Genomic DNA, 24,120 nt, shown 5'->3' with positions numbered 1-24,120 from the left:
AAGTCAAGCACAACGGCCGTCGCCGAGGCGGCGCAGGATCGCCTCCGCGTCGGCCACGATTCCCTCGATCAGGTCCGCCACCGGCGGCAGGTCACGCAGCAGCCCGACGACCTGCCCGGACGCCAGCACACCGGCCGCCGGGTCGCCGTCGAAGAGGCCCGCGCGCAGCAGCATCGGCGTGTTGGCGGCCATCAGCACTTGCGCCCGTGTTCGCCCGCTTGTGCGCAGCCGCAGGCCCTCGCGCGCGAGCGCGGCCCACGAAAGCCCGCTGAGCCGGCGGAACCGGGCGGCGTTCCCGGCCGCGCGCGCGAACCCGGCGAGCGGGCCGGACTTCTCCAGCGCGTCGACGAGTCCGGTGCGCAGGACGCGGTGCCCGACGCCGTCGACCTTGCGCGTGACGACCGTGCCGGTGAGGTCGTGGTCCAGGTACAGCTGCTTCACCGCGTCGGGCACCGTGCTTTCGCGCGTGAGCAGGAACCGGGTGCCATCGCGATCCCGGCCGCACCGTACGCGAGCGCGGCCGCCAGGCCTCGGCCGTCGAAGAAGCCGCCCGCTGCGACCACCGGGATGTCGACGGCGTCGAGCACGGCGGGCAGCAGCAGCGTCGTGGCGACGCCACCGGTGTGCCCGCCGCCTTCGCCGCCCTGCACGACGACGCCGTCGGCGCCCCAGGCCGCAACCTTCTCCGCATGCCGGACCGCGCCGACCGACGGCAGGACGACCACGCCGTGGTCCTTGAGCTTGGTGACCAGCTCCCGCCTCGGAGCCAGCGCGAAGGACGCGACTTTCACGCCTTCGGTGATCATCAGATCGACGCGCCGGGCGGCGTCTTCGGCGTCGGCGCGGAGGTTGACGCCGAAGGGGTTTTCGGTGCGGGAGCGGATTTCCTTGATCGCGGCGGCCAGCTCGTCGTAGGTCATGGTGGCCGAGGCGAGGATGCCGAGACCGCCTGCTTCGGCGGTCGCGGAGACGAGCCGGGGGCCCGCGACCCAGCCCATGCCGGTCTGGACGACGGGGTGGCGGACGCCGACGAGGTCGGTCAGCGCGGTTCTCACGACGGAACTTCCTTGTCGCGCAGCGATTTCGGGTCCAGGGTTTCTCGTATCAACCGTAGTTCGTCGTTGCCGGGTGCGCGGGTCTGTCCGGTGCCGGAGGTGTCGAGCGGGAACGACGTCGCCGCGGTGGCGTCCTCGACGGAGACTCCAGGGTGCACGGAAAGCAGCCGCGGCGAGTGGTTCGCGCCGCCGAAGTCGAGCACGCCCAGATTGGTCACCACGTGGTACACGTCGTGGTACGGCAGGGCGTCCGCCCGCGAGTAGCCGACGCCCGACACCACGTCCACGCGGTCGACGAACACCCGCCGGCTGTGGCGTGGCACCCAGTAGCTCGTGCGGTGGTTCACGGTGTTGCCGGGCCCGCCGCGTACGCCGAGAAGCTGCTTCGGGCTTCGCATGCGGGCCGATGGCGGAGATGTTCTGGTTGCCCTCGCGGTCGAGCTGGTTCGCACCCATCACGACGTGCCGTTTTCCGTGCGGCACCACGGTGTCGAGCACCTTGCGGAACGGCTGCCAGCCTTCGACGACGCCGTCGGCCGTCACGAGGGACGCCTCACCGTCGGTGAGCAGCAGATCAGGCTCGAACGTCAGCCGCGCCAGTCTCGCGCCCAGTGAGGGCAGGAAACCCATGGGGCTGACCAGGATCTCGCCGTTGCCGCGGAACAGCTCCGCGCACGCGATCACGGCGTACTCGGCACGCGTCACCTCGGTCATGGCGCCTCCTGGGCCTTGCGGGACACCGGCACCCGGTCGGCGGCACGAGCGGGCCGGCGCGATCGTAGGTTCATGCCGCCTCCTCGGCGAACCGGGCGACTTCGCTTTGGTACCGGGCTTCGTCGCCGGACAGGAACCGGTCGGCGAACTTCGGCCACCGGTCCGGGTCCTTGGCCGAGCTCGCGTAGTGGCGCTGGAAGTTCTCGTCGCGGCCGTAGTCGGGCACGGCGCTGGTGAAGTGCGCGCCGTGCGGGGTTTCGACGACGCCGTGCACGCTCGCGCGGTTGAGCAGCAGGCTCTGCAGGGGCGTGGCGGGCAGCTCCGAAGTGGGGACAACGCGTTCGGCGGAGACGTAACAACGGTCGGCGGCGAGGGCGAACAGCTCGTCGAAGTACGGGTCGGGGCCGAGGTACTGGGCGTTGCCGCGGGCGTCGGCGCGGTTGAGGTGGACGAGCGCCGCGTCGAGCTTGAGCGCGGGGACGGCCAGGAGCTCCTCGCCGTCGGCGTAGGGGGAGTGGATCGTGCGCAGGTGGGGGTTCAGCGTCACGACGTCGGAGCCGAGGCCGGCGCGGGTCGGGAGGAACGGAAGCCGTTGGGCCGCGGCGGAAAGACCGGTGCCGAGCACGCCCTCGTCGTACTCCGTGACCTCGAACGCGCCGGCTTCGCGGGCGCGGGTGAACCACGGGTCGTACGGGACGGAGTCGAGCGTGACGAACCCGAAGACCAGCCGGCGGATCTTGCCCGCGGCGGCGAGCAGACCGACGTCCGGGCCGCCGTAGGACACGACGGTGAGGTCCTTCAGCGGGGAGCGCAGAATCGCCCGCACGAGGGCCATCGGCTTGCGCCGCGAACCCCAGCCGCCGAGGCCGACCGTCATGCCGTCGCGCAGCTCGGCGACGACCTCGTCGGCTGTCATCCGCTTGTCGCTCAAGGCTTTCCCTCTCCGTCGAGGGGGAGCCGGCCGAGCTGGGACCGGTGGTGGCTTCGTTGCTGGCTTCCGCGCCTTCACCTGAACCGGTGTACGGCGCTTGAGCTTGTTTTGTCGGTGGCGCGTGCTTGACTCGTTCGCATGACCACCTGGCAGACCTTCGCGGCGGCCGCCCCCTCGCTGGCCGAGCGCATCCACGAACGCTTCCTCAGCGGCGAGTCCCACGTCCTGGCCACCCTGCGCCGCGACGGCTCACCTCGCGTGAGCGGCTCCGAAGTCTCCTTCCGCGACGACGGCTCCCTGTACGTCGGCTCGATGCTCGACGCCCGCAAAGCCCGCGACCTCCAGCACGACGGCCGCTTCGCCCTCCACGCCTTCCCCGGCATCGAGGAAAACGGCCCAGGCGACGCGAAACTCGCCGGCGTCGCCCGGGAAATCACCGACGACCGCGCTGACTCCGGCAGCCACCTCTTCGAGCTGGACATCCACGAAGCGGTCTACACGTGGGTCGCGGACAACACGCTGTTCGTGGAGTCTTGGCACGCGGGGGGTGCTTGGGTGCGTTTCGCACGTCCGGACAACGGCCCGGTGGAGCGGACGGTGCTGGGATGAGTGATGCGGGGTTGCGAGAGGACGCGGGTCGGGTGGTGTTTGATCGAGTTTCGGTTGCGTGTGTTGGGGTGTCTTGCGGCGGCCTGGGGTTACGTGGGGTGGTGCGGGGTTGGCTTGCTCGCGTGTGTGCGTTTCGCGCGGCCGGACAGCGGCCCGGGGGAGCGCAGGGTGCTGGGTTGAGTGTTGCCGGGGTTGCGTGAGGGTCGGGGCGGCGGTCGGTCGGGACGGGCGGTGCCGTGTGCTCGAGTCTGACTGGGTTTCGGCTGCGCGCGTTGGAGCGTCTGCCGGCGGCCTGGGGTAAGGCCGGGTTCGGCCTGCCCGCAGGTGCACGCGTGCGGTGACGGCGCTGGGCCGGGTGGTTGAATGCGGGCATGCGTCTGGTGGAGGACCTGGTCGACGAGCCCGGCACCCTGCTGATCATCGGACCGTCGAAGGCCAAGGTCACCGGCGGCAGTCCCCGCCCGGCGGCTCGTGCCGACTGGCCCGAGGAACTGCTCCGGGCTCGTGAGGAACTCCTGCCCCGCTCCGCTGTCGACGAGCGGACGCGGCTGCCGGCGTGGCAGCGCTACAACGGCCACTTCTACCGGCACGTCGGCGACGCGCTGCCTGACGCCGCGGCGTCCGGGCGGCTGCTCATCCTCAGCGGTGGCTACGGCGTCGCGAGGGCGGACGAGCAGATCGCGTTCTACGACCGGAAACTCCGCCTTCGTGACTGGCCGCCCGGCACGCTCGGGGCCGCGATCCAGTACGAGGTGCACCGGCTCGGTGCCCGCCGGGTCCTCGGGTTCGGGTCCGCGAGCGCGGACTACGCGAAGCTGCTGCGCCGCGTGCCCTGGGATGTCGAGGCGACGTTGGTGACCGTCGATTTCCACGAAGGCGGCGCGCAGGTGGAAGTTCCGAAGCGGCTCGCCCAGGCCTTCGCCGCGGTGTGGCGGCGTGAGCCGGGGCAGCGGCCGCCGGGGGTCGTCGCCGTGCCGCTGTCGTGAGCCGGTTCAGGCCCGGGCCCACAGGCAGAACGGGTGCCCGGCCGGATCGAGGTACACGCGGACGTGCTTCTGCGGCTGGAACGGCGCGAGCCGCGCCCCGGCCGCGACGGCTTTCGCGCCTGCCTGCGCCAGATCGTCGACTTCGATGTCCAGGTGAAGCATCATCTGCTGGTACCCGGGCTCCTGCGGCCACCTCGGCGGCACCAGCTCACGTTCCAGCTGGAACGACAGCCCGGGCCCGCCCTCGGGCGGCCGCAGCGTGACCCAGTCCGGCTCGTCCGCGCCGAGGGGCCACCCCAGCAGCGCCTGGTAGAACTTCGCCAGCGCCCGCGGGTCGGGCGCGCCGAGCACGGTCGCGGTCAGTTTCATCGCCCCAGCGTAGGCCGATCCGCGGCCGGACTCAGAAGCGTTCGATGATCGTCGCGGTCGACATGGCGCCGCCCGCGCACATGGTGACGAGGGCGGTTGCGGTGTCGCGGCGTTCGAGTTCGTGCAGCGCCGTGGTGAGGAGGCGGGCGCCGGTGCAGCCGACGGGGTGGCCGAGGGCGATGGCGCCGCCGTTGACGTTCACGTGCGTGGGGTCGGGGGAGTGCGTGCGCTGCCAGGAGAGGACGACAGAGGCGAACGCTTCGTTGACTTCGAACAGGTCCGGGTCGTCGATGGTCATGCCGGCCCGGGCCAGCACGCGGTCGGTGGCCTGGATCGGGCCGTCGAGGTGGTAGTACGGTTTGGCGCCGACCAGGGCTTGGGCCAGGATGCGCGCGCGGGGGCGCAGGCCGAGGGAGCGCGCCAGCGTGGCGTCCATGAGCAGGAGCGCGGCGGCGCCGTCGGAGATCTGGGAGGACGTGCCGGCGGTGTGGAGGCCGTCGGGCAGCACGGGTTTCAACGCGGCCAGACCGTCCACAGTGGTCTCTCGACGGCCCTGGTCCCGGGTGATCAGGCGGGGTTCCCCGAATACGGGGTCGGGGGCCTTCACCGGGACGATCTCGCGGTCGAACCGACCGGCCGCCCACGCGGCTGCGGCCTTCTGCTGCGAAGAAGCACCGAACTCATCGACGTCCGCGCGCGTGAGGCCGCGCCGCACCGCGATGCGTTCGGCCGCGCGGTACTGGTCCGGCATGGCGATCGACCACGACTCCGGCCGCGGCGATCCGGTGGAGACGCCGGAGCGGGCGGGCCCAGCCGACCCCACCGGCCCACCTGACCCGGCCGCCCCACCCACCGGTTCGCCCCCAACGGCACCCGGCTCATCGACTCCACCCCACACGCCACCCCGACCGAAATGGCACCCGCCGCGATCAGCCCCGCGATCAAGTGCGTGGCTTGCTGAGCCGAGCCGCACTGCGCGTCGATGGTGGTGGCGCCGGTGGTGGGCGGCAGGCCGGCGTGGAGCCAAGCCGTGCGGGTGATGTTGCCGGCCTGTTCGCCGGCCTGGGTCACGGCGCCGCCGATGACCGGCTCGACCAGGGCGGGGTCGATGCCGCTGCGGTCGAGCACCGCGAGGTCCGCCGCGCCCAGCAGCTCGGCCGCGTGCGGGCCCGAGAGCCGGCCGCCGCGTTTGCCGATCGGCGTGCGCACCGCCGCCACGATCACGGGCTCGCCGGAAGAACTAACAGTGTTCACCCATCCGGAATTAGAACATGTTACAGTTAAGCACAAGAACTCCCAGCTGCCGGACGATCTCGATCTTCACCAACTGAGCGCTCGCTCACCAGCGCAGAATCGGTAAAGTAAACGGGTATCACCAAACGGGGTTCCGTAAGTTAACACCGTATGCTCCAATGAGCCATAGAACGTGTTGCAGTGCGCGAATCATCGCCGATCCCGGTGCAGGAGGCAGCCGTGGCCGCTCCGCTTTTGCCCGCCGGTTTCGACTTCACGGACCCGGACCTCTACGCGAACCGCCTGCCGCTGGAGGAGTTCGCCGAGCTCCGGCGCACGGCGCCGGTGTGGTGGAACCCGCAGCGCCGCAACACCGCCGGCTTCGGCGACGACGGCTACTGGGTCGTCACGCGCCACGCCGACGTCAAGGAGGTCTCGCGCGACAGCCAGCTGTACTCGTCGTGGGAGAAGACCGCGATCATCCGGTTCGACGACCAGATGACGTCGGAGAACCTCGACGCTAACCGCCTCGTGCTGCTCAACATGGACGCCCCGCAGCACACGAAGCTGCGTCGCGTCGTCTCGAAGGGCTTCACTCCGAAGTCGATCGCCAAGCTCGAGGACACCCTGCGCGAACGCGCCGAGCGCATCGTCGCCGAAGCGCGCAGCAAGGGCGAAGGCGACTTCGTCACCGACGTCGCGTGCGAGCTGCCCCTGCAGGCCATCGCCGAGCTCATCGGTGTGCCGCAGGAGGACCGCATGAAGATCTTCGACTGGTCCAACCAGATGGTGGCCTACGACGACCCCGAGTACGAGCTCGAACCCCTCACCGCGAGCGCCGAGCTCGTCGGCTACGCCTGGAACATGGCCGAGGAACGCCGCCGCTGCCCGGTCGACGACATCGTCACCAAGCTCGTGCAGGCCGACGTCGACGGCGAAGCACTCGGCTCCGACGAGTTCGGCTTCTTCGTGATCCTGCTGGCCGTCGCGGGCAACGAGACCACACGCAACGCCATCACCCACGGCATGAAGGCCTTCCTCGACCACCCCGGCCAGTGGGCGCGCTACCGCGAGGAAAAGCCCAAGACCGCGCCCGACGAGATCGTCCGCTGGGCCACGCCCGTGGTCGCGTTCCAGCGCACCGCCACGCGCGACACCGAGCTCGGCGGCGCGCACATCCGCCGCGGCGACCGCGTCGGCATGTTCTACAGCTCCGCCAACTTCGACCCCGACGCGTTCGACGAGCCCGAGCGCTTCGACGTTTTCCGGGCGGACAACCCCCACGTCGGCTTCGGCGGCACCGGCTCGCACTACTGCCTCGGCGCCAACCTCGCCCGCCTCGAGATCGACCTCATCTTCTCCGCGATCGCCGACGTCATGCCCGGCATCGCCGAGGTCGCGCCCCCGCAGCGCCTGCGCTCCGGCTGGCTCAACGGCATCAAGCACTACCCGGTCCGCTACGCCTGACCAGGCCCGATCCGCCCGAAACCGGCATGATGGCCAGGTGGCGCAACGCGTGACGGTCGACGTCGAGTTCGGCGTCCGGGTGACGAAGCCCGGTCTCGCCGCGATCTCGGTCGCCGCCGTCCACGCCGACACCGACGAGCTCACCGTCTCCGCCGCCGGCGCCCCTCGCGCCGCTGAGCTCGACCACGGCACGCGCGCCGAGGTGTACGACCTCCCCGCCGGCGAGCACCGCGTGACCTACCACGGCGAACGCACGCTCTGCCGCGCCACCGCCGAGCCCGTCACGCTCGCCGACCTCGCGCGCTACACCCGCCCGAGCCGCTTCTGCCCGTCCGACCGCATGGCCGCCCTGAAGCCCGACCACGGCGACGACCGCGCCCGCGTCCGCGCCATCGCCGACCACGTCCACGAGCGGCTGAGCTACGTCCCCGCCACCCCCCAAGGCCGCGACGCCGCCACCACCCTGAAAGCCGGCGAAGGCGCCTGCCGCGACTTCGCCCACGCCTGCATCGCGCTCTGCCGGGCCGTGGGCATCCCCGCCCGCTTCGCCACCGTCTACGCCCCTGGCCTGAAACCCATGGACTTCCACGCCGTGTTCGAGGCCGGCGTCGGCGGGCGCTGGCTCGTGTTCGACGCGACCCGCCTCGCCCCGCGCCCCGTGATGCTCCGCATCGCCACCGGTCGCGACGCCGCCGACACCGGATTCCTCACGCCGCTCGGCTGCGAGCTCGACTTCCTCGGCGCCACCGTGTTCGCGACCACCGACACCGCGCCGCCGCCCGACGATCACGACAAACCCGTGGTCCTGGCGTGAAAGGTGTGTCCGGTGCGACAAACCCGGCCGCGGCTGGGTAGACAGTGACCGTGAACCGTCAACTGCCTGGGCCGAGCCGGTGGGCCCGCGCGCGTGCCCGGTACCGCTGGCTCGACCACCTCGCGCTGGCCACCAACCGGTACCTCGAGTACGGGGGCTACCACTACGTCGCCTCGATCACGTACTTCAGCCTGCTCTCGCTGGTGCCGATCCTGATGCTGGCGTCGTCGGCCGCGGGGTTCGTGCTGGCCACGCAGCCGCACCTGCTCGACCAGATGCTGCACGCCATCTCCGGCACGCTGCCCGGGGCGCTGGGGGAGAAAGCCTCGGACCTGCTGACGGGGTTCGTGGAGCAGCGCACCAGCGTCGGCGTCGCGGGTCTCGTCGTCGGGCTGTACTCCGGGTGGAACTGGATGAACTCCCTTCGTGACGCGCTCACCGCCATGTACGGCCAGAACCGCTCCGACGCACCGCTGCTGCGCACGATTCTCATGGACGTGCTCGCGCTGCTGGGGCTCGCGGCTGCGCTGCTGGTGTCGTTCGGCATCACGGTGTCGGGGACGGCCATGGGCCGCTACCTGCTGAAACTCGTCGGCGTCGACGACACCAGCTGGGGCCATTCCGTGCTCTCGGCCGCGTCGGTGCCGCTCGCGCTGCTGGCCGATTGGCTGGTGTTCCTGTGGGTGCTCACGCGGCTGCCGCGCGAGCGCGTCGGCTGGCGCAGCGCGATGCGCGGCGCGGTGGCGGCGGCGCTGGGGTTCGAGCTGCTGAAGCAGGCGGGCGGTATCTACCTGAACTTGATCAGCGCGTCGCCCTCGGGCGTCGCGTTCGGCTCCGTGATCGGTCTCCTGTTTTTCATCTCCCTGATCGCGCGCATGCTCGTGTACATCACGGCCTGGACGGCCACGGCTCGAGACGCGCCGCGGAAACCGGTCCCGCCGCCGTCGCCCACGGAGCTGCGGCCGGTCGTCGCGCCGCGCCGGCACACGGCCGGTCCCCTCGCGCTCGGCGCGGTGCTCGGGGCGCTGGGCACTTTGTTCGCGCTGCGCGGCCGCCGCCGGTCATGAGCCGGGCTTGACCGAGCCCACCACCCACATGCTGAAGTACTGGGAGCCGCCGCCGTACGCGTGGCCGAGCGCCACGCGCGCGCCGTCGACCTGGTAGGCGCCCGCGCGGCCCATCACCTGCTTGGCCGCCTCGGACAACCGCAGCATCCCCGACGCGCCGATCGGGTTCGACGACAGGACCCCGCCCGACGGGTTCACCGCCAGCCGGCCGCCGAGCGCCGTGTCGCCGGCCTCGGTGACTTTCCAGCCCTGGCCCTCCGGCACGAACCCCAGGTTCTCCAGCCACATCGGCTCGAACCAGGAGAACGGCACGTAGATCTCGGCGACGTCCACTTCGGACAGTGGATCGGTGATCCCGGCCTCGTGCCACAGCGCTTTCGCCGCATCGCGCCCGGCCCGCGGGTTCACCTGGTCACGGCCGACGAACGTGGTGGGTTCCGTGCGCATCGCCGTGGCGTGGATCCACGCGGCCCCGCCCGGCACGGCGTCGCCCGCGGCTTCGTCGCCGAGCACCATGGCGCAAGCGCCGTCGGGGGAGGGGCAGGTCTCGTCGTAGCGAATCGGGCCCCACAGCATCTGCGACGCCTGCACCGAGTCCACGGTGATGTCGGCCTGGCGCAAGTGCGCGTACGGGTTGAGCGCCCCGTTGCGCCGATCCTTCGCGGCGACGATCGCCCCGACGTACGCGGGCGCGCCGGAACGCCGGATGTAGGAGCGCACGTGGGGCGCGAAGTACCCGCCCGCGCCGGCGCCCACCGGCATCTGGAACGGCGGCAGGATCGAGAGCCCCCACATCGCGTTGGACTCCGACTGCTTCTCGAATGCCACCATCAGCACGCGCCGGTGCACTCCGGCCTGGATCAGCGACGCGGCGACCAGCGCGGTCGAGCCGCCGACGGAACCCGCGGTGTGCACGCGCCAGCAACGGTTTTCCGGTCGCGCCCAGCGCGTCGGCCAGGAACAGTTCGGGCATCATCACGCCTTCGAACAGGTCGGGGGCCTTGCCGAGCACCACGGCCTCGATGTCGGCTCAGCCGACCTGAGCGTCGGCCATCGCGCGGTCGATCGCTTCGCGCAGCAGGCCGGGCATGGACACGTCGGTGCGCTTCGCGCGGTGGTGCGTCTGGCCGGTGCCGAGCACCGCTGCTTGGTCATCGCGCCTCCAGCACGGCGAGGAGGTTCTGTTGCAGGGCCGGGCCGCTCGTCGCGTGGGCGAGTGCCTTGCCTGCCTCGCCGCGGTTCGGACCACAGCCCGGCGTCCAGACCAACGTGCGCTTGCAGGCCGGCGATGGCGAGCGAATCGGGCCAGAGGGGAGCGAGCACGTACGGGTCGAGCTGCAGCGCGAGCACCCGGCGCAGCTGCCCGGCGCTGGCCTTGCCGAAGCCGTAGACGAGCGCGGTGTCGACCTCACCCATGCGGATCTTCAGCCAGGCCTCGTACAACGCCCACGCGGCGTCCATCTCCACGTGCGACTCGTGGATGGGCGGGAAGGCGCCGATGGCGTCGACGGCCGCGATGAAGGAGAACGCGCGCCCGGCCAGGTAGTCCGACGAGCCGGAGCACTAGAACCCGATGTCCGCTGGGGACAATCCGGTCGCGGCGAACACCTCGGCCAGGATCGGCACGAGCATCTCCACGCCGTTGGTGGTGCCGGCGGTCTCGCGGACGTTTGGCGCCTGCGCGAACCCGGCGACGGCGACTTCGGGCATGCGTCCCCCTCACAAGTGGTGGGCGAAGGATTCATACGGCGCGTCGGCCTCGCCGGTCGGTTCGAAGTGGCTGATGTTCTCCAGCGACGTCCACCACTCCTCACGCGGGCGCCACGCCGCGCGCACGCGCATCCCCATCCGCACGTCCTCGGCGGCACAGCCGAGCACTAGGTGCAGGAAGGCGATGTCGGCGCCGTCGAGCAGCACGTAGGCCGCGACGTACGGCGGTTTGATGCGCTGGCCGAGGAAGGGGACGTTGACGATGCAGAACGTGGTGACGATGCCGGTGTCCGGCAGCTCGACCTCATCGGTGGTCGGCACGCCGTCGGTGGGGCACGCGCCGCGCGGCGGGATGTAGACCTTCACGCACGCGGGCATCGCGTACTTCCTGCCCGCGGAAGCACCCGAAACACAACCGACCGAACCACCGCCCCCAGTGGCGAAACGCGAAGACGGCACCCCCGTCGAGGTGGTCACATTCGGTCGCGCGGTCCCATGTGGACGTCGCGCTCAAGCACCGCATCAGCCTCATCGCCAACGCGCTGGGCTCGCCGCCCGAAGACGTGATCGAGCGCGCGCACGGCGCCGGTGTGCCCGTGGCGGCGTTGGCGGGCAAAGGTGCGCACGCGGCGCGGCACGTGGAACGCGGCGTGGATCTCGTGGTGGCGCAAGGGTACGAGGCCGGCGGGCACACCGGCGAGGTCGCGTCGATGGTGCTGGTGCCGGAGATCGCCAACGCCGTCGGCGCACAGGTCCCGGTGCTCGCGGCCGGCGGCATCGGCTTCGGCCGGCAGGCCGCGGCCGCGCTGGCGCTCGGCGCGTCGGGGGTGTGGATGGGCTCGTTCTGGCTCGCCACCGAGGAATACCGCCGCACCATGCCGGGCTCCGGCGCCATGCAGACGGCGCTGGCCCACGCCACGTCGGCCGACACCGTCCGCACCCGCATCTACACCGGCAAACCCGCCCGCCTGCTCAAAACGCGCTGGACGGACGCCTGGGCCGCTCCCGACGCGCCCGAGCCCTTGCCGATGCCGCTGCAGAACCTCCTGGTCTCCCACGCCCACAACCGCATCCACGCCGCGGACGACCCGGCGGTGGTGTCGATGCCGGTCGGGCAGATCGTCGGCCGGATGGACCGTGTCCGCCCGGTGGCCGAGGTGATGGCGGAACTGGTGAATGGCTACGAGGCGGCGCTCGATCGGCTGGACAAGACGCGGTGAGGTCCTTTCAGGACGATCCGTCCTGAAAGGACCTCACCCCCGTCAGCCGCAGGCCACCGGGCCGGAGCTGAAGCTGAAGTGGTCGATCGAGTGCGTGCCCATCACCAGCGTGCCGCTCACGTGTGCGCAGTGACCGTTGGTGCCGGTGACCAGCACGCCGCCCGCGTAGGTCTCGAAGGTGCCCGAGTCCTGTCCCGAGCCGGCAATCCCGTCGACGGTCATGGTCACACTCATGGCGTGCTTGCCTGACGCGTTGTCGTAGACCTTCGCGCAGTTCGTGCCCCCGTTGGCACTGGAATACCTGAGCTCGACGGTGCCCTGCGTCTCGTCGACCGCGTTGTGCAAAGTCTTCGGGAAGCCACTGACCATGCTGCCCGGGCACGTGCTGACGATCGAGTACCGCCCGGCCGCCTGTCCGGCCGGTGCTGCCGCCAAGACCGCGGTACCGACGAGCGCCACGGCACTGGCGAGCGTGAGAATCCTGCGCATCGAAATCCTTCCCCTGACCGGGTCGCCCCTCGACCCGTTCGTCCCACCTTCGCGGCTGCCGGAGAGACCCGGCGAGTGATTTTCCGGCCAATGTCCGGTTCCGGCCACCGGGTGACCGCGCTACACCCAGCCGCGCTTGGCGGCAGCCACACCGGCGGCGAATCGGCTCTCGACTTGCAGGATTTCGAGGATCGCGCACACGTGCCGGCGCACGGTCCGCTCGCCAGTGCCGGTGCTGCGGGCAATCGCCTCGTCGGTCAGCCCCGCGGCGAGCAGGGACAGCACCCGGCGACGGGCGGGGGTGAGCTCGTCGCCGTCGGCACCGTCGAGCGGCACGGTGTCCGGCGCGGCCCACAGCGCGTCGAACCATTCGGCGAGCAGCTTCAACAGCTCGGGCGAGGTCACGTGCAGCGCACCCGACGCGCCCGTGCGATCGATCGTGACCAGCGCGACGGTGTCGTCCACGTGCATCATCCGCAACGGCACCGACTTGCGGACCCGCGCCTGTTCACCGGCGGCCGTGGACTCGCGGATGCTGCGGGCGCCCCAGCCGTCGGCTGCGTGGGCGGTGTCGTAGATCATCCGGAACGCCGCGCCCGCCGCGAGGGCGTCGGCGGGCGGCAGCAGCACACCCTCGCTCACCCGGTGCCCGCCAGTGCTGCCGGTGAACGTGGCACGCAGCAGCCGCCGCGGGGAGCGGTAGAGGCCGGACGCGAGCCGGGTCAGCTCGTCGTGGTCCTCGATGGCGCGAACCCCTTCGCGATCGACCGCGGTGAAGCCGCCGGTCGGAGCGACGAGTGCGGTGAACCGTTCCCAGGTGCCCGCGAGATCGGCCTGCAGCTCGGAGATGTGCCGGTGCTGCCGATCGAGCAGTCGCCGCAACGCGACGGCCGGTGGTACGGCACGCGCGAACCGGTCCGCGCCCGAACCGCCGAAGCTGATCACCCCCGCCTCCTGCAGCTCACGCTCGGCGGGGGCGTCCGCGTCGAATGCGCCCACGCCGACCGGCAGCCGGCCTGCGGCGTGAAGCCGGTCGTACGCCCCCGCCGCCTCGGCCGAGACCAGGCCCGCGAGGACCTCCGTCCGTGTGCTCCCGCGCATGCCGCCCCCTGTGGTTCGCCCCTTTCCGGCAAGTCGGGTAATCGGCTGCTCACGTTACGGAAGCGGCGTGCCCGAACGGTGCACGCCGCTTCCGGTCCGCAGGAGGTCAGATCTTCGAAGCCGCCGAAGCGATCGCGCTCGCGAAGCTCGTCACCTCGGTGTACACGCCGGGCGCGTGGGCGCGGGCGCAGCCGGTGCCCCAGCTCGTGATGCCGACCTGTACCCACTCGCCGGCCGTGTCGCGGCGGAACATCGGGCCGCCGGAGTCGCCCTGGCACGTGTCGACGCCGCCGGCGGAGACGTTGCCCGCGCAGATTTCCGCGTTCGCGATGAGGCCGGAGTAGTCGCCGCCCTGCGCCTTGCACGTCGAGTCGTTGACGAACGGCACCTGCGCCTTCAACAGGTAACGCTGCTGTGCGCCGCCCTCGGTCGCGGCGCCCCAGCCCGCGGCAGTGAACGTGCCGGTGTTCAGGGAAGCGCTGGATGCGAGCGGAAGCGTCGGGACGCCGCTGACGGGGCTCGCGAGCTTGATCAGCGCCCAGTCACCGCCGGTCGTGTCGTACGTGGTGGACCGGTAGACGTAGCTGGAGCGCACCTTTTTCGCGCTGGAGCTCTGCAGATCGACCACGCCGAGCGTCGCCGTGATCGACGAGTTCGAGCCGGTGCGCGAGACGCAGTGGGCGGCGGTGAGCACGATCTGCGGCGTGTACAGCGCGCCGCCGCAGCCCATGGAAAGCCTTACCATCCAAGGAAACTCACCTTGCGCTGCCCGGCTGCCGCCCACCACCTGGGTGCCGTTCGTCGACGGCGGCGGGCCGGCCACGGCGGGGGTCGCGAGCCCGACCGCGGCGGCCAGCGCCGTGACGCCGACGAGAGCTTTTCCGAGCAGGGTGAACCGTCTCTTGAAGGTCATGGGGGATCCGTCCTTCCGGTGTCCACATAGGAACGGGGATACGGGGAGTGATGACTCGACTACACCAGACCCCGGACAACCGGACAACCAACTTTCTTCGGATCTTTCGGGCGAGCGGTCCCCTCGTGCCACGGAACCGGTTCAGTGCCGGCCGGTCGGCCGCCGCACTGCGTAGGCCAGCGCCCCGAGCGCCAGCGCCGCGCACCCTGCCGCCACCGACGGCCACGGCAGGCTGAACGCCAGCACCCCGCATCCGAAAAGCCCCAGCACGGCGACGAACCGCGGCGCCGGGTTCTCGTCCGCCCGCAGCCGCAACGCCGCCGCGTTGGCGATCGCGTAGTACGCCAGCACCGCGAACGACGAAAACCCGATCGCCCCGCGGAGATCCACCGTCGTGGCGAGCACCGCCACCACCACGCCCACCGCCAGCTCCGCCCGCTGCGGCACCCCGAACCGCGGGTGCACCACCGCGAGCCCGCGCGGCAGGTGTCCGTCACGGGCCATTGCCAACGTCGTGCGCGAGACGCCGAGAACCAGCGCCAGCAACGAACCCAGCGACGCCAGCGTCGCGCCGGCCCGCACGACCGGCGAGAGCCACGGCGCCGCTGCCTCCGCGATCGGGTCCGCGCTCGCCGCCAGCCGCTGCGGCCCGAGCGTGAGCAGCAGGGCGACGGCGACCACGGTGTAGACCACCAGCGTCAGCCCGAGGGCGAGCGGGATCGCCCGCGGAATGGTCCGCGCGGGGTCTCGCACTTCCTCCCCGAGCGTCGCCAGCCGCGCGTAACCGGCGAAGGCGAAGAACAGCAACCCCGCCGCCGTCAGCACCCCGCTCCCGTCGAACGGCGCGAACGGCTCGGCCACGAACCCACCTGAGGCCGCACTCGCGACGGCCACCGCCAGCACCACCAGCGTGACCACCACGATCACCCGCGTCGCCAGGGCCGACCGGTGCACCCCGAGGAGGTTGACTCCCGTCACGGCCGCCACGACACCGACGGCGATCACCGCGCGCCACGGCTGCCCCAGCCCGGGGGCCGCGTATGCCACGACGGTCAGCGTCATCGCCGCGCAGCTCGCGGTCTTGCCGGTGACGAACCCCCAGCCCGCGAGGTACCCCCAGAACTCGCCGAGCCGCGCCCGTCCGTACACGTAGGTGCCGCCCGATTCCGGGTGCCGCGCCGCCAGCCGTGCCGACGACGTCGCGTTGCAGAACGCCACCACCGCCGCGATCCCCAGCGCGGGCAGCAGCCCGGCCCCCGCGGCGCCGGCCGCGGGCGCGAACGCCGCGAACACGCCCGCGCCGACCATCGACCCGAGTCCGAGGAACACGGCATCGGCCAGCCCCAACCGGCGTGCGAGCGGCATCGTGGGTTCCTCTCACCGGTGACGGGCAGCGACAGCCAACCACAGCGGACGGCCGGACGGGTCGGCAGATCAGCTCTGTCACACCTCGCGGCGCTCCCTCGTTCCCTTCGCGACCGTCCTTCGAAGGGAGACCCTGTGAACGCCGCACTCTGGACCGGGCAGATCGTCCTGGCCCTGCTCTTCGCCCTGTCCGGCTCGCTCAAGTCCACGATGTCACGGGAGCGCCTGCTCGAAACCGGCCAGACCGGCGCCGCCGCCTACCCGCTGCCCGTGGTCCGGTTCACCGCGATCTGCGAGCTCATCGCCGTGGTCGGCCTCATCCTGCCCCAGCTCACCGGCGTCGCACCGAGCCTCACGGGCTGGGCCGCCGTCGGCCTGGTCGTGGTGATGATCGGCGCCATGGCCATGCACGCGCGCCTCGCGGTCGTCCGGCACAAGGCCGCGGAGTGGCGCAACGTCACGGTCAACGCCCTGATCCTCGCCCTCGCGGTGTTCGTCGCCACCGGCCGCCTCTGACGGATACAACCCCGAGTCACTGCACCGCACGTCTTCACTCTCCGTTCCCCACCGCGAAACTCCCCATTCCCACCGCTGAACGACCGTGGCGCTCGTGCGAATCCTCATCGTCGGTGGCGGCGTCCTCGGCACGATGCACGCGTGGCAGGCGATCCACCGCGGCCACGACGTCGTCCACCTCGAACGTGAGCCCGAAGCCCGCGGCGCCTCCGTGCGCAACTTCGGCCTCGTCTGGGTCAGCGGCCGCGCGGCCGGTCCGGAGCTCACCACGGCGCTGCGCGCCCGCGAGCTCTGGCAGGCGATCGCCGAGCAGACGCCGGCGCTGGGGTTTCGCGCCAACGGCTCGCTCACGGTCCTGCGCACCGAAGCCGAGCGCGCCGTCGCCGAAGCCGCGACCACGAACGCCGACGCGGCCGAGCGCGGCTTCAAACTCCTCACCCCGGCCGAGACCCGCCGGCTGAACCCGGCGCTGCGCGGTGACTTCATGGCCGCGCTGTGGTGCGAGCGCGATGCGGCCGTCGAACCCCGCACCGCCCAGCCCGCCCTGCGCGCGTCGCTGCGAAAGACCGGCCGCTACACGTGGCTGCCCAGCCGCGAAGTCCGCACGCTGACCAAAACCGGCGTCACCGACGACCACGGCGACCACCACGAAGGCGACGTCACGATCTTCTGCACGGGAGCGTGGCTCAGCGGCCTCGTTCGCGAGCTCGCCGGTGAGGTCCCCGTCCGCCGCGTGCGGCTGCAGATGGCACAGACCGAGCCCCTCGGCGAGACGCTGACCACGAGCGTCGCCGACGCCGACAGCTTCCGCTACTACCCGGCCTTCCGCGGCGACGCGCTCGCCGAGCTCGGCCGCACCCAGCCCCAGGGCGACGTCGCCGCCGCCCACAAGATGCAGCTGCTGATGGTCCAGCGCCTCGACGGCTCGCTCACCATCGGCGACACGCACGAGTACGACCAGCCCTTCGGCTTCGACGTGACCGAAGACCCGTACGAGCACCTCGCCGAAGTCGCCGGCGCGCTGCTCGGCCGGCCGCTGCCGCGCATCCGCCGCCGCTGGGCCGGCGTGTACGCCCAGGCACTCGACCCGGCCGCGATCGTGCACCGGGAACGCTTGGCGGACAAAGCTTTCCTCGTCACCGGGCCCGGCGGTCGCGGCATGACGTGCTCGCCGGCGATCGCCGCGGACACCGCGCGGGAGCTGGGCCTGTGACGACCGAGCTCGTGGTGCTGGACCTCGCCGGCACCACCGTCGTCGACGACGGTCTCGTGGTGCGCGCCTTCACCGCCGCGATCGCGAGCGCCGGAGTGTCCGAAACCGACGAGCGCTTCCCGGCGATGCTCGCCCACGTGCACGCCACCATGGGCCAGTCGAAGATCACCGTCTTCCGCGCTCTGTTGCCGACCGAGGACCTCGCGCAGCGCGCCAACGCCGAGTTCGAACGCGCCTACGCCAACCTCGTCGCGGCGGGGGAGTGCGAGCCCGTGCCCGGCGCGGAGGACGTGATCCGCGGGCTGCGCCACGGCGGCGTGAAGGTGGCGCTGACCACCGGTTTCGCGGCCGTCACGCAGCAGACGATCCTCGAGGCGCTGGGCTGGCGCGACCTCGCCGACCTCGCGCTCGCCCCGGGCGAGGGCCTGCGCGGCCGCCCGTACCCCGACCTCGTGCTCACGGCCGTGCTGCGCCTGGGCGTCACCGACGTGCGTTGCGTCGCCGTCGCCGGGGACACGCAGTCGGACGTGCGCACCGGCTTGTCCGCGGGCGCGCGTGTGGTGGCCGGGGTGCTGACCGGCGCCGGCACGCGCGCCGAACTCACCGGAGCCGGGGCGACGCACGTGCTGGACTCCGTGCGCGACCTGCCGGACGTGCTCGACTGAAGTTTCCGGCCGGCCCGTGCAACCACCCCGGCCCGGATTCCGTCCGCATGGTATGCGGACAATGGTGAAAGTCCTGGGTGTGAGCGTTCTGCTGCTTTCGGCCGCGGCGTGCGGCGGCGGAGGGGCCGCGCCGGCCGGACCGGGCCCTGCGAGCTCGTCGCCTTCTTCGTCGGTGCCGTCGGTGCCGTCAGTGCCGCCTTCCACCAAGCTGCCCCCGCCGATGCCGCTGCCGTCCCCGTCCGGCCCGCCGCAGACCCATCCGACGCAGGGCCCGCCGCCCGGCGACACGGCACCGGCCGCCGGCCAGATCGACGCGTCGGCGCTGCCCGCCGGCTATCCCCACGACGTGACGCTTGCGCAAGGCGGAAAGGTCGTCGTGATCCACGCCGACGAGGCCGGCTGCGACCACATCATGGCCGCCGCCGGCGAGGAGAACGCGCAGCAGGCCGTCGTGGTCGTCACGGTCACCAAGGCGCCCCACGGCCAGATGTGCCCCATGCACGTGCGCGAGGTGTCGCTGCCCGTGCCGCTGGCCGAGCCGCTCGGTGGCCGGCAGCTGGTGCTGCGCCCCGGCCCGTGAGCGGATGCAACCGGATGCTCCCCCCGTTCCGTCCTTGGCTCATGAGGTACTTGACGAAGCTCGTCGGCACAGGCTTGATCCTCGCCACGGTGACAGCCTGCGGCGCCCAGGGGACCATGGCCACGAACCCCGCGTCCGGAGGCGACCCCGCGGCGCCGAGCGGCAGCATCTCGACCTCGCCGTCGCCGGTGCCGAAGCCCCTGCCCAACCCGCCGGGCAAACCGCGGCTCGAGGTGCCGGCCGGCAGCACGCCGGTTCCTGCGGACAAGGTCGACGCGAAGGCACTGCCACCGGGCTTCCCGCACGAGGTCTACACGGCCAACGGCGGCACGATCATCAACGTCCGTGCCGAAGAGGGCGGCTGTGGCCACGCCCTCGGCGAGGCGATCGAGCAGACCGCGCAGCACGTGGTGCTGGATCTGAGCGAGACCAAGGCGCAGACCGGCCAGATGTGCACGATGGACCTGCGTTACCCCTACATCTCCGTCGCGCTCGCCGCGCCGCTCGGCGAGCGGACGGTGGTCCTGAAGCAGTCGCCGCCTCGGTGACGGCTTCGCAAATGCCGGCGCTGCGCGGCTCGTTCGGGGGGCTTTGGCCCGAGCCGCCCGGCACCGGCCGGACGGTCACCCGGGTGCCACCTCCCACCTTGGCACCTGGGTGATCTTCCCCGCGGCGCCCGCCGTCCGAATCGTGAGTGCACCGACGGAGCCCTAGGCTCACCGGGCATGGGTACCCGCCAGATCTCGCGCACCGCCGTCGTCGCCGCCTCGCCGGAGCAGCTCTTCGACCTGCTCGCCGATCCGGCCAACCACCCACTGATCGACGGGTCCGGCACCGTTCGCGCCGGCCGTGACGGCGCTCCCTCGCGGCTTTCGCTCGGCGCGACGTTCGGGATGGACATGAAAATGGGCGCGCCGTACCGAATCAGCAACACCGTGGTGGAGTTCGAGGAGAACCGGCTCATCGCGTGGCTCCATTTCGGGGGCCACCGCTGGCGCTGGCTGGTGGAGCCCGCGGGCGACGGCCGGACCACCGTGACCGAGACATTCGACTACTCCACCGCCCGTTCACCGCTGGCGCTGAAGCTGATGGGCTACCCCAAGCGCAACGCCGACGGCATCGAGAAGACCCTCGCCCGGCTTACGAAGATGTTCCCTGGCTGACCGCAATGCGGCGTGAGCTGTACCGCGTTCGGCGGTAGGCGCGGACAGTTAGTTGTAGTGTGCTAAATGTTAGGGTTCTACAACTAACTTCCGTGATGACCTTGAGGGGTGCCGTGCCGGAGCTCAGCCGTCGGCGGCGGCAGATCGTGCTGGCGGTCTGCTGCATGAGCCTGTTCATCGTCGGGCTCGACAACACGATCGTGAACCTGGCGCTGCCCTCCATCCAGCACGAGCTGGGCGCGTCGGTGTCGAGCCTGCAGTGGACGATCGACGCCTACACGCTCGTGCTTGCGAGCCTGCTGATGCTGTCGGGGTCGACGGCCGACCGGCTCGGGCGGCGGCGCACGTTCCAGACGGGCCTGGTGCTGTTCGGCGTCGGCTCGCTGCTCTGCGGTGTCGCCCCCAGCGTGGGGCTGCTGATCGCGTTCCGCGCGTTGCAGGCCATCGGCGGCTCGATGCTCAACCCGGTGGCGATGTCGATCGTCGCCAACACCTTCACCGACCCGAAGGAGCGCGGGCGCGCGATCGGCATGTGGGGCGCCACGATGGGGCTGTCCATGGCCGTGGGCCCGGTGCTGGGCGGTGTTCTCGTGGGCGCGGCCGGCTGGCGGTCGATCTTCTGGGTCAACGTGCCGGTGGTCATCGCGGCCGTCGTGCTCACCGCGGTGTTCGTGCCGGAGTCGCGCGCGCCGCGGCCGCGCCGGATCGACCCGGTGGGCCAGCTGCTGGTGATCGTGTTCCTCGCCGGGCTCACCTACGGCATCATCGAAGGCCGCGATCTCGGGTACGGCTCGCCGCGGATCCTCGTCGCGTTCGTGCTCGCGCTGGTCTCGCTGGCCGTGTTCGTGCCGTACGAACGAAGGCGGCGGGACCCGTTGCTGGAGCCCCGGTTCTTCCGCAGCGCGCCATTCTCGGGCGCCACGCTCACCGCCGTGTCCGGCATCGCGGCGATGGCCGGGTTCCTCTTCCTCAACTCGCTCTACCTGCAGGACACCCGCGGCTTCAGCGCGCTGCACGCGGGCCTGTTGACACTGCCGATGGCCATCATGTGCGCGATCTGCGCGCCCATCTCCGGCCGGCTCGTGGGCACCCGCGGCGCGCGGCTGCCGCTGGTGGGGGCGGGCATCGGCACCGTGATCGGCGCGCTGCTGATGCTCGACCTGTCTTCGACCACGCCGCTGTGGCGGCTGATCATCGCCTACGTCGTGTTCGGCATCGGGTTCGGGCTGGTCAACGCCCCCATCACCTACGCGGCGGTGTCCGGGATGCCGCGGGCGCAGGCCGGCGTGGCCGCGGCGATCGCGTCGACGAGCCGGCAGGTCGGCACGTCACTCGGGGTGGCGGTGATCGGTGCGGTCGTCACCGCCCGCGTCCACGGCCCGTTCGCCGAGGGCCTCGCGGCCGCCAGCCACGCCGGCTGGTGGATCATCGGTGGCTGCGGGCTGCTGGTGCTCGTGCTGGGGCTGGTGACCACCACGCGCTGGGCATACGCCACGGCGCGGCGTGTGGGCGTCGAAGAGGAAGCCGACACGGGACTGGTGAAGGCCTGACATGAGCGCCGACGACCACGAGATCGCGACCCGCGTGTGGGCTCGGCTGCGGGCCCTCGTCCTCGACCGGCACGAGCGCAAACGCGAGGTGTGCGAGGCGCTCGGCATGAGCTTCATCAAGATCAAGGCGCTGCGCCGGGTCGCGGCCAGGCCGCTGACGATGAGCGAGCTCACCGAACAGCTCAACACCGACCGGCCCTACACCACGCACGTGGTCGACGAGCTCGTCCGCCGCGGCCTCGTGCTGCGGGAACCGCACCCGGAGGACCGGCGCAGCCGGGTCGTCACCGTCACGGCCCCAGGCGCCGTGGCCGCGGAACGGGCCGAGCGCATCCTGGGGGAGCCGCCGAAGTCGATGCTCGCGCTGTCGTCGGCGGAGCTGGCCGAGCTGGACCGCCTGACCGCGCAGATCACCGACGACTGACCGAAGACGGCGCCCCCGCTCACCGGGCTCGGTGGGCGGGGGCGCCGGTTCTGTTCGGCTAGCGGAAGCTGATCTGCAGCACCGGTTCGCTGGTTGCGGCGAAGAAGTCGTTGCCCTTGTCGTCGATGACGATGAAGGCGGGGAAGTCCTCGACCTCGATCTTCCACACGGCTTCCATGCCGAGCTCGGGGTACTCGACCACGTCGACCTTCTTGATGCAGTCCTTGGCCAGCCGCGCGGCCGGGCCGCCGATCGAGCCGAGGTAGAAGCCGCCGTGGTTCTGGCAGGCGGCCGTGACCTGCTTGGAGCGGTTGCCCTTCGCGAGCATCACCATCGAGCCGCCCGCGGCCTGGAACTGCTCGACATAGGAGTCCATGCGCCCGGCCGTGGTGGGGCCGAACGAACCGGACGCGTAGCCGTCGGGCGTCTTCGCCGGGCCGGCGTAGTACACCGGGTGGTCCTTGAGGTACTGCGGCATCTCCTCGCCGGCGTCGAGCCGCTCGGCGATCTTCGCGTGCGCGATGTCGCGCGCGACGACCAGCGGCCCCGACAGCGACAGCCTCGTCTTCACCGGCAGCTGCGAGAGCTGCGCGCGGATCTCGTCCATGGGGCGGTTGAGGTCCACGCTCACAACCTCGTCGGACAGGTCGTCCTCGGTCACGTCCGGCAGGAACCGCGCCGGGTCGCGCTCGAGCTGCTCGATGAACACGCCGTCGGCGGTGATCTTCGCCTTGGCCTGACGGTCGGCCGAACACGAGACCGCGATGCCGACCGGACACGAAGCTCCGTGGCGGGGGAGGCGGATCACGCGCACGTCGTGGCAGAAGTACTTGCCGCCGAACTGCGCGCCGATGCCGAACTGGCGCGTCATCTCCAGCACCTGCTGCTCGAGGTTCGGGTCGCGGAACGCGTGGCCCAGCTCGGAACCCTCGGTCGGCAGCGTGTCGAGGTAGCGCGCCGAGGCAAGCTTCGCGACCTTCAGGTTGAACTCCGCCGACATGCCGCCGACGACGATCGCCAGGTGGTACGGCGGGCACGCCGCGGTGCCGAGGCTGCGCAGCTTCTCGTCCAGGAACCGGGCGAGCCGCTTGGGGTTCAGCACGGCCTTGGTCTCCTGGTACAGGAACGTCTTGTTCGCGCTCCCGCCGCCCTTGGCCATGAACAGGAACTCGTAGGAAGGATCTGACGATTCCCCGGCTGTGTTGTCCTTGTGGTAGAGCTCGACCTGCGCGGGCAGGTTCGTTCCCGTGTTGCGCTCGTCCCAGAAGTTGGTCGGCGCCATCTGCGAGTAGCGCAGGTTCAGCTGCTGGTAGGCGTCGAAGATGCCCTCCGACAGGGCCCGCTCGTCGTCGCCGCCGGTGAGGACGCCCTCGGACCGCTTGCCGATGACGATGGCCGTGCCGGTGTCCTGGCACATCGGCAGCACGCCGCCGGCCGAGATGGCCGCGTTGCGCAGCAGGTCCATCGCGACGAACCGGTCGTTGCCGCTCGCCTCGGGGTCGTCGACGATCGCCCGCAGCTGCTGCAGGTGTGACGTACGCAACAGGTGCTGGATGTCCGTGATGGCCGTGCGGGCGAGCGTGGTCAGCGCCCCGGGGTCGACCTTGAGGAACTTCCGGCCGGCCGCTTCGACGGTTTCGACGCCGTCGGCCGTGACGAGCCGGTACTCGGTGGTGGTGTCCTTGCCGAGCGGCAGGACTTCGGTGTGCTGAAACGTGGTGGACGGCACAGCCAGGCTCCTTTGCCCTGATCGGGATCCGACCACGGTACTCAGCGACCCCCGGCTCCCCGCACACCCGCGCGACGACTGTGTTGCAGGGCACTCGGCCCGGGTCGTTCGCGGCTGCCCAATGGCCGTCCGCGCGGCCCCCGGAGTTTGGTTCGGGAGGCCGGGTCCACCCCGACGGACCCGACCTCCCGGGGAAAGCGGACGGATGCGTACACCCGTTCCGCGTGGCTCACCTGG

20 protein-coding genes and 7 pseudogenes are annotated in these 24,120 nt (G+C 71.4%); 14 read left to right on the top strand and 13 right to left on the bottom strand.

Annotated features, from left to right (window positions below):
- Window positions 1-3: 3 nt before the first annotated feature.
- The 3 genes and pseudogenes from AB0383_RS06335 to AB0383_RS06325 form a co-directional block, all read right to left on the bottom strand.
- Window positions 4-1,055, bottom strand: a pseudogene (locus AB0383_RS06335) (nitronate monooxygenase).
- Window positions 1,052-1,769 (bottom strand): annotated as a pseudogene (locus tag AB0383_RS06330) (CoA-transferase). The pseudogenes AB0383_RS06335 and AB0383_RS06330 overlap by 4 nt, the downstream one beginning before the upstream one ends.
- A gap of 70 nt (window positions 1,770-1,839) precedes the next feature.
- Window positions 1,840-2,700 (bottom strand): CoA-transferase, encoded by an 861-nt coding sequence (locus AB0383_RS06325; RefSeq protein WP_364174496.1) that lies wholly within the window; start codon window positions 2,698-2,700, stop codon window positions 1,840-1,842.
- A gap of 138 nt (window positions 2,701-2,838) precedes the next feature.
- Here AB0383_RS06325 and AB0383_RS06320 point away from each other — a divergent pair, with 138 nt between their 5' ends.
- Together AB0383_RS06320 and AB0383_RS06315 are read left to right on the top strand one after the other, a co-directional pair.
- On the top strand, window positions 2,839-3,309 hold the full coding sequence (locus AB0383_RS06320) for a pyridoxamine 5'-phosphate oxidase family protein (protein ID WP_364174493.1): 471 nt from the start codon (window positions 2,839-2,841) through the stop codon (window positions 3,307-3,309).
- Between the two features lie 371 nt (window positions 3,310-3,680).
- Window positions 3,681-4,295: a hypothetical protein gene (locus AB0383_RS06315; protein WP_366185598.1), complete on the top strand. Its 615-nt coding sequence runs from the start codon at window positions 3,681-3,683 to the stop codon at window positions 4,293-4,295.
- Between the two features lie 6 nt (window positions 4,296-4,301).
- Here the strand turns inward: AB0383_RS06315 and AB0383_RS06310 are convergent, their stop codons facing one another.
- Window positions 4,302-4,664, bottom strand: coding sequence for a VOC family protein (locus tag AB0383_RS06310; protein ID WP_364174487.1), 363 nt, complete (start codon window positions 4,662-4,664; stop codon window positions 4,302-4,304).
- 31 nt (window positions 4,665-4,695) lie between these two features.
- Window positions 4,696-5,918 (bottom strand): annotated as a pseudogene (locus AB0383_RS06305) (steroid 3-ketoacyl-CoA thiolase).
- Window positions 5,919-6,137: 219 nt separating this feature from the next.
- Between AB0383_RS06305 and AB0383_RS06300 the strand changes: the two are divergent.
- Genes AB0383_RS06300 through AB0383_RS06290 form a run of 3 tightly spaced genes read left to right on the top strand, consistent with a single transcriptional unit; the run spans window position 6,138 to window position 9,245 of the window.
- Window positions 6,138-7,364, top strand: coding sequence for a cytochrome P450 (locus AB0383_RS06300; RefSeq protein WP_364174484.1), 1,227 nt, complete (start codon window positions 6,138-6,140; stop codon window positions 7,362-7,364).
- A 37-nt stretch (window positions 7,365-7,401) separates the two neighbouring features.
- Complete coding sequence (locus tag AB0383_RS06295; RefSeq protein ID WP_364174481.1) at window positions 7,402-8,178, top strand: transglutaminase family protein; 777 nt, start codon at window positions 7,402-7,404, stop codon at window positions 8,176-8,178.
- Window positions 8,179-8,222: 44 nt separating this feature from the next.
- Window positions 8,223-9,245 carry a YhjD/YihY/BrkB family envelope integrity protein gene (locus AB0383_RS06290; protein WP_364174478.1) on the top strand — a complete coding sequence of 341 codons (1,023 nt, stop codon included), beginning with the start codon at window positions 8,223-8,225 and terminating at the stop codon, window positions 9,243-9,245.
- Here AB0383_RS06290 and AB0383_RS06285 read toward each other — a convergent pair.
- From AB0383_RS06285 to AB0383_RS06275, 3 pseudogenes are all read right to left on the bottom strand, one after another.
- Window positions 9,240-10,386: pseudogene (locus tag AB0383_RS06285) on the bottom strand (thiolase domain-containing protein). The gene AB0383_RS06290 and the pseudogene AB0383_RS06285 sit on opposite strands and share 6 nt — an antisense overlap.
- Window positions 10,387-10,484: 98 nt before the next feature.
- Window positions 10,485-10,955, bottom strand: a pseudogene (locus tag AB0383_RS06280) (lipid-transfer protein); the annotation flags it as partial.
- 9 nt (window positions 10,956-10,964) lie between these two features.
- Window positions 10,965-11,348, bottom strand: a pseudogene (locus AB0383_RS06275) (Zn-ribbon domain-containing OB-fold protein); the annotation flags it as partial.
- A gap of 77 nt (window positions 11,349-11,425) precedes the next feature.
- On the opposite strand from AB0383_RS06275, the pseudogene AB0383_RS06270 reads away from it, so the two are divergent.
- Window positions 11,426-12,175, top strand: a pseudogene (locus tag AB0383_RS06270) (nitronate monooxygenase); the annotation flags it as partial.
- 42 nt (window positions 12,176-12,217) lie between these two features.
- On the opposite strand, the gene AB0383_RS06265 reads toward AB0383_RS06270, so the two are convergent.
- The 4 genes from AB0383_RS06265 to AB0383_RS06250 all read right to left on the bottom strand — a co-directional run bounded on the left by AB0383_RS06265 (window position 12,218) and on the right by AB0383_RS06250 (window position 16,043).
- Entirely contained in the window at window positions 12,218-12,664 is a 447-nt protein-coding gene (locus AB0383_RS06265) for a hypothetical protein (RefSeq protein ID WP_364174475.1), read from the bottom strand.
- A gap of 120 nt (window positions 12,665-12,784) precedes the next feature.
- Window positions 12,785-13,765 carry a helix-turn-helix transcriptional regulator gene (locus AB0383_RS06260; protein ID WP_364174472.1) on the bottom strand — a complete coding sequence of 327 codons (981 nt, stop codon included), beginning with the start codon at window positions 13,763-13,765 and terminating at the stop codon, window positions 12,785-12,787.
- Window positions 13,766-13,871: 106 nt separating this feature from the next.
- Entirely contained in the window at window positions 13,872-14,678 is an 807-nt protein-coding gene (locus AB0383_RS06255; RefSeq protein ID WP_364174469.1) for a serine protease, read from the bottom strand.
- A gap of 141 nt (window positions 14,679-14,819) precedes the next feature.
- Window positions 14,820-16,043: an amino acid permease gene (locus AB0383_RS06250; RefSeq protein WP_364174467.1), complete on the bottom strand. Its 1,224-nt coding sequence runs from the start codon at window positions 16,041-16,043 to the stop codon at window positions 14,820-14,822.
- A 135-nt stretch (window positions 16,044-16,178) separates the two neighbouring features.
- On the opposite strand from AB0383_RS06250, the gene AB0383_RS06245 reads away from it, so the two are divergent.
- The 8 genes from AB0383_RS06245 to AB0383_RS06210 all read left to right on the top strand — a co-directional run bounded on the left by AB0383_RS06245 (window position 16,179) and on the right by AB0383_RS06210 (window position 22,154).
- Window positions 16,179-16,559 (top strand): DoxX family protein, encoded by a 381-nt coding sequence (locus tag AB0383_RS06245; protein WP_364174464.1) that lies wholly within the window; start codon window positions 16,179-16,181, stop codon window positions 16,557-16,559.
- Window positions 16,560-16,653: 94 nt separating this feature from the next.
- Window positions 16,654-17,772 carry a TIGR03364 family FAD-dependent oxidoreductase gene (locus AB0383_RS06240; protein WP_366185592.1) on the top strand — a complete coding sequence of 373 codons (1,119 nt, stop codon included), beginning with the start codon at window positions 16,654-16,656 and terminating at the stop codon, window positions 17,770-17,772.
- Window positions 17,769-18,437 carry a phosphonatase-like hydrolase gene (locus AB0383_RS06235; protein ID WP_364174458.1) on the top strand — a complete coding sequence of 223 codons (669 nt, stop codon included), beginning with the start codon at window positions 17,769-17,771 and terminating at the stop codon, window positions 18,435-18,437. Before AB0383_RS06240 ends, AB0383_RS06235 begins: the two co-directional genes overlap by 4 nt.
- A gap of 79 nt (window positions 18,438-18,516) precedes the next feature.
- Complete coding sequence (locus tag AB0383_RS06230; RefSeq protein ID WP_364174455.1) at window positions 18,517-19,017, top strand: hypothetical protein; 501 nt, start codon at window positions 18,517-18,519, stop codon at window positions 19,015-19,017.
- Between the two features lie 41 nt (window positions 19,018-19,058).
- Complete coding sequence (locus tag AB0383_RS06225) at window positions 19,059-19,565, top strand: hypothetical protein (RefSeq protein ID WP_364174452.1); 507 nt, start codon at window positions 19,059-19,061, stop codon at window positions 19,563-19,565.
- 177 nt (window positions 19,566-19,742) lie between these two features.
- Window positions 19,743-20,180, top strand: coding sequence for an SRPBCC family protein (locus AB0383_RS06220; protein WP_366185589.1), 438 nt, complete (start codon window positions 19,743-19,745; stop codon window positions 20,178-20,180).
- A gap of 95 nt (window positions 20,181-20,275) precedes the next feature.
- Window positions 20,276-21,730 (top strand): MFS transporter, encoded by a 1,455-nt coding sequence (locus AB0383_RS06215; protein ID WP_366185587.1) that lies wholly within the window; start codon window positions 20,276-20,278, stop codon window positions 21,728-21,730.
- A 1-nt stretch (window position 21,731) separates the two neighbouring features.
- Window positions 21,732-22,154, top strand: a complete 423-nt coding sequence (locus AB0383_RS06210; protein WP_220238307.1) for a MarR family transcriptional regulator — start codon at window positions 21,732-21,734, stop codon at window positions 22,152-22,154.
- Window positions 22,155-22,212: 58 nt separating this feature from the next.
- Here the strand turns inward: AB0383_RS06210 and AB0383_RS06205 are convergent, their stop codons facing one another.
- Window positions 22,213-23,883 carry a fumarate hydratase gene (locus AB0383_RS06205; RefSeq protein WP_366185584.1) on the bottom strand — a complete coding sequence of 557 codons (1,671 nt, stop codon included), beginning with the start codon at window positions 23,881-23,883 and terminating at the stop codon, window positions 22,213-22,215.
- Between the last annotated feature and the right edge of the window lie 237 nt (window positions 23,884-24,120).

Source organism: Amycolatopsis sp. NPDC051373 (assembly GCF_040689465.1).
In the GTDB taxonomy this organism is placed as follows: Bacteria; Actinomycetota; Actinomycetes; order Mycobacteriales; family Pseudonocardiaceae; genus Amycolatopsis.
This window is presented reverse-complemented; position numbering and strand designations above follow the sequence as displayed.

Coding starts and splice junctions, on each gene's coding strand:
- AB0383_RS06320 (WP_364174493.1), top strand. CDS start 2,839: ATGACCACCTGGCAGACCTTCGCGGCGGCCGCCCCCTCGCTGGCCGAG.
- AB0383_RS06315 (WP_366185598.1), top strand. CDS start 3,681: ATGCGTCTGGTGGAGGACCTGGTCGACGAGCCCGGCACCCTGCTGATC.
- AB0383_RS06310 (WP_364174487.1), bottom strand. CDS start 4,664: ATGAAACTGACCGCGACCGTGCTCGGCGCGCCCGACCCGCGGGCGCTG.
- AB0383_RS06265 (WP_364174475.1), bottom strand. CDS start 12,664: ATGCGCAGGATTCTCACGCTCGCCAGTGCCGTGGCGCTCGTCGGTACC.
- AB0383_RS06260 (WP_364174472.1), bottom strand. CDS start 13,765: ATGCGCGGGAGCACACGGACGGAGGTCCTCGCGGGCCTGGTCTCGGCC.
- AB0383_RS06255 (WP_364174469.1), bottom strand. CDS start 14,678: ATGACCTTCAAGAGACGGTTCACCCTGCTCGGAAAAGCTCTCGTCGGC.
- AB0383_RS06250 (WP_364174467.1), bottom strand. CDS start 16,043: ATGCCGCTCGCACGCCGGTTGGGGCTGGCCGATGCCGTGTTCCTCGGA.
- AB0383_RS06225 (WP_364174452.1), top strand. CDS start 19,059: ATGAGGTACTTGACGAAGCTCGTCGGCACAGGCTTGATCCTCGCCACG.
- AB0383_RS06220 (WP_366185589.1), top strand. CDS start 19,743: ATGGGTACCCGCCAGATCTCGCGCACCGCCGTCGTCGCCGCCTCGCCG.
- AB0383_RS06215 (WP_366185587.1), top strand. CDS start 20,276: ATGACCTTGAGGGGTGCCGTGCCGGAGCTCAGCCGTCGGCGGCGGCAG.
- AB0383_RS06210 (WP_220238307.1), top strand. CDS start 21,732: ATGAGCGCCGACGACCACGAGATCGCGACCCGCGTGTGGGCTCGGCTG.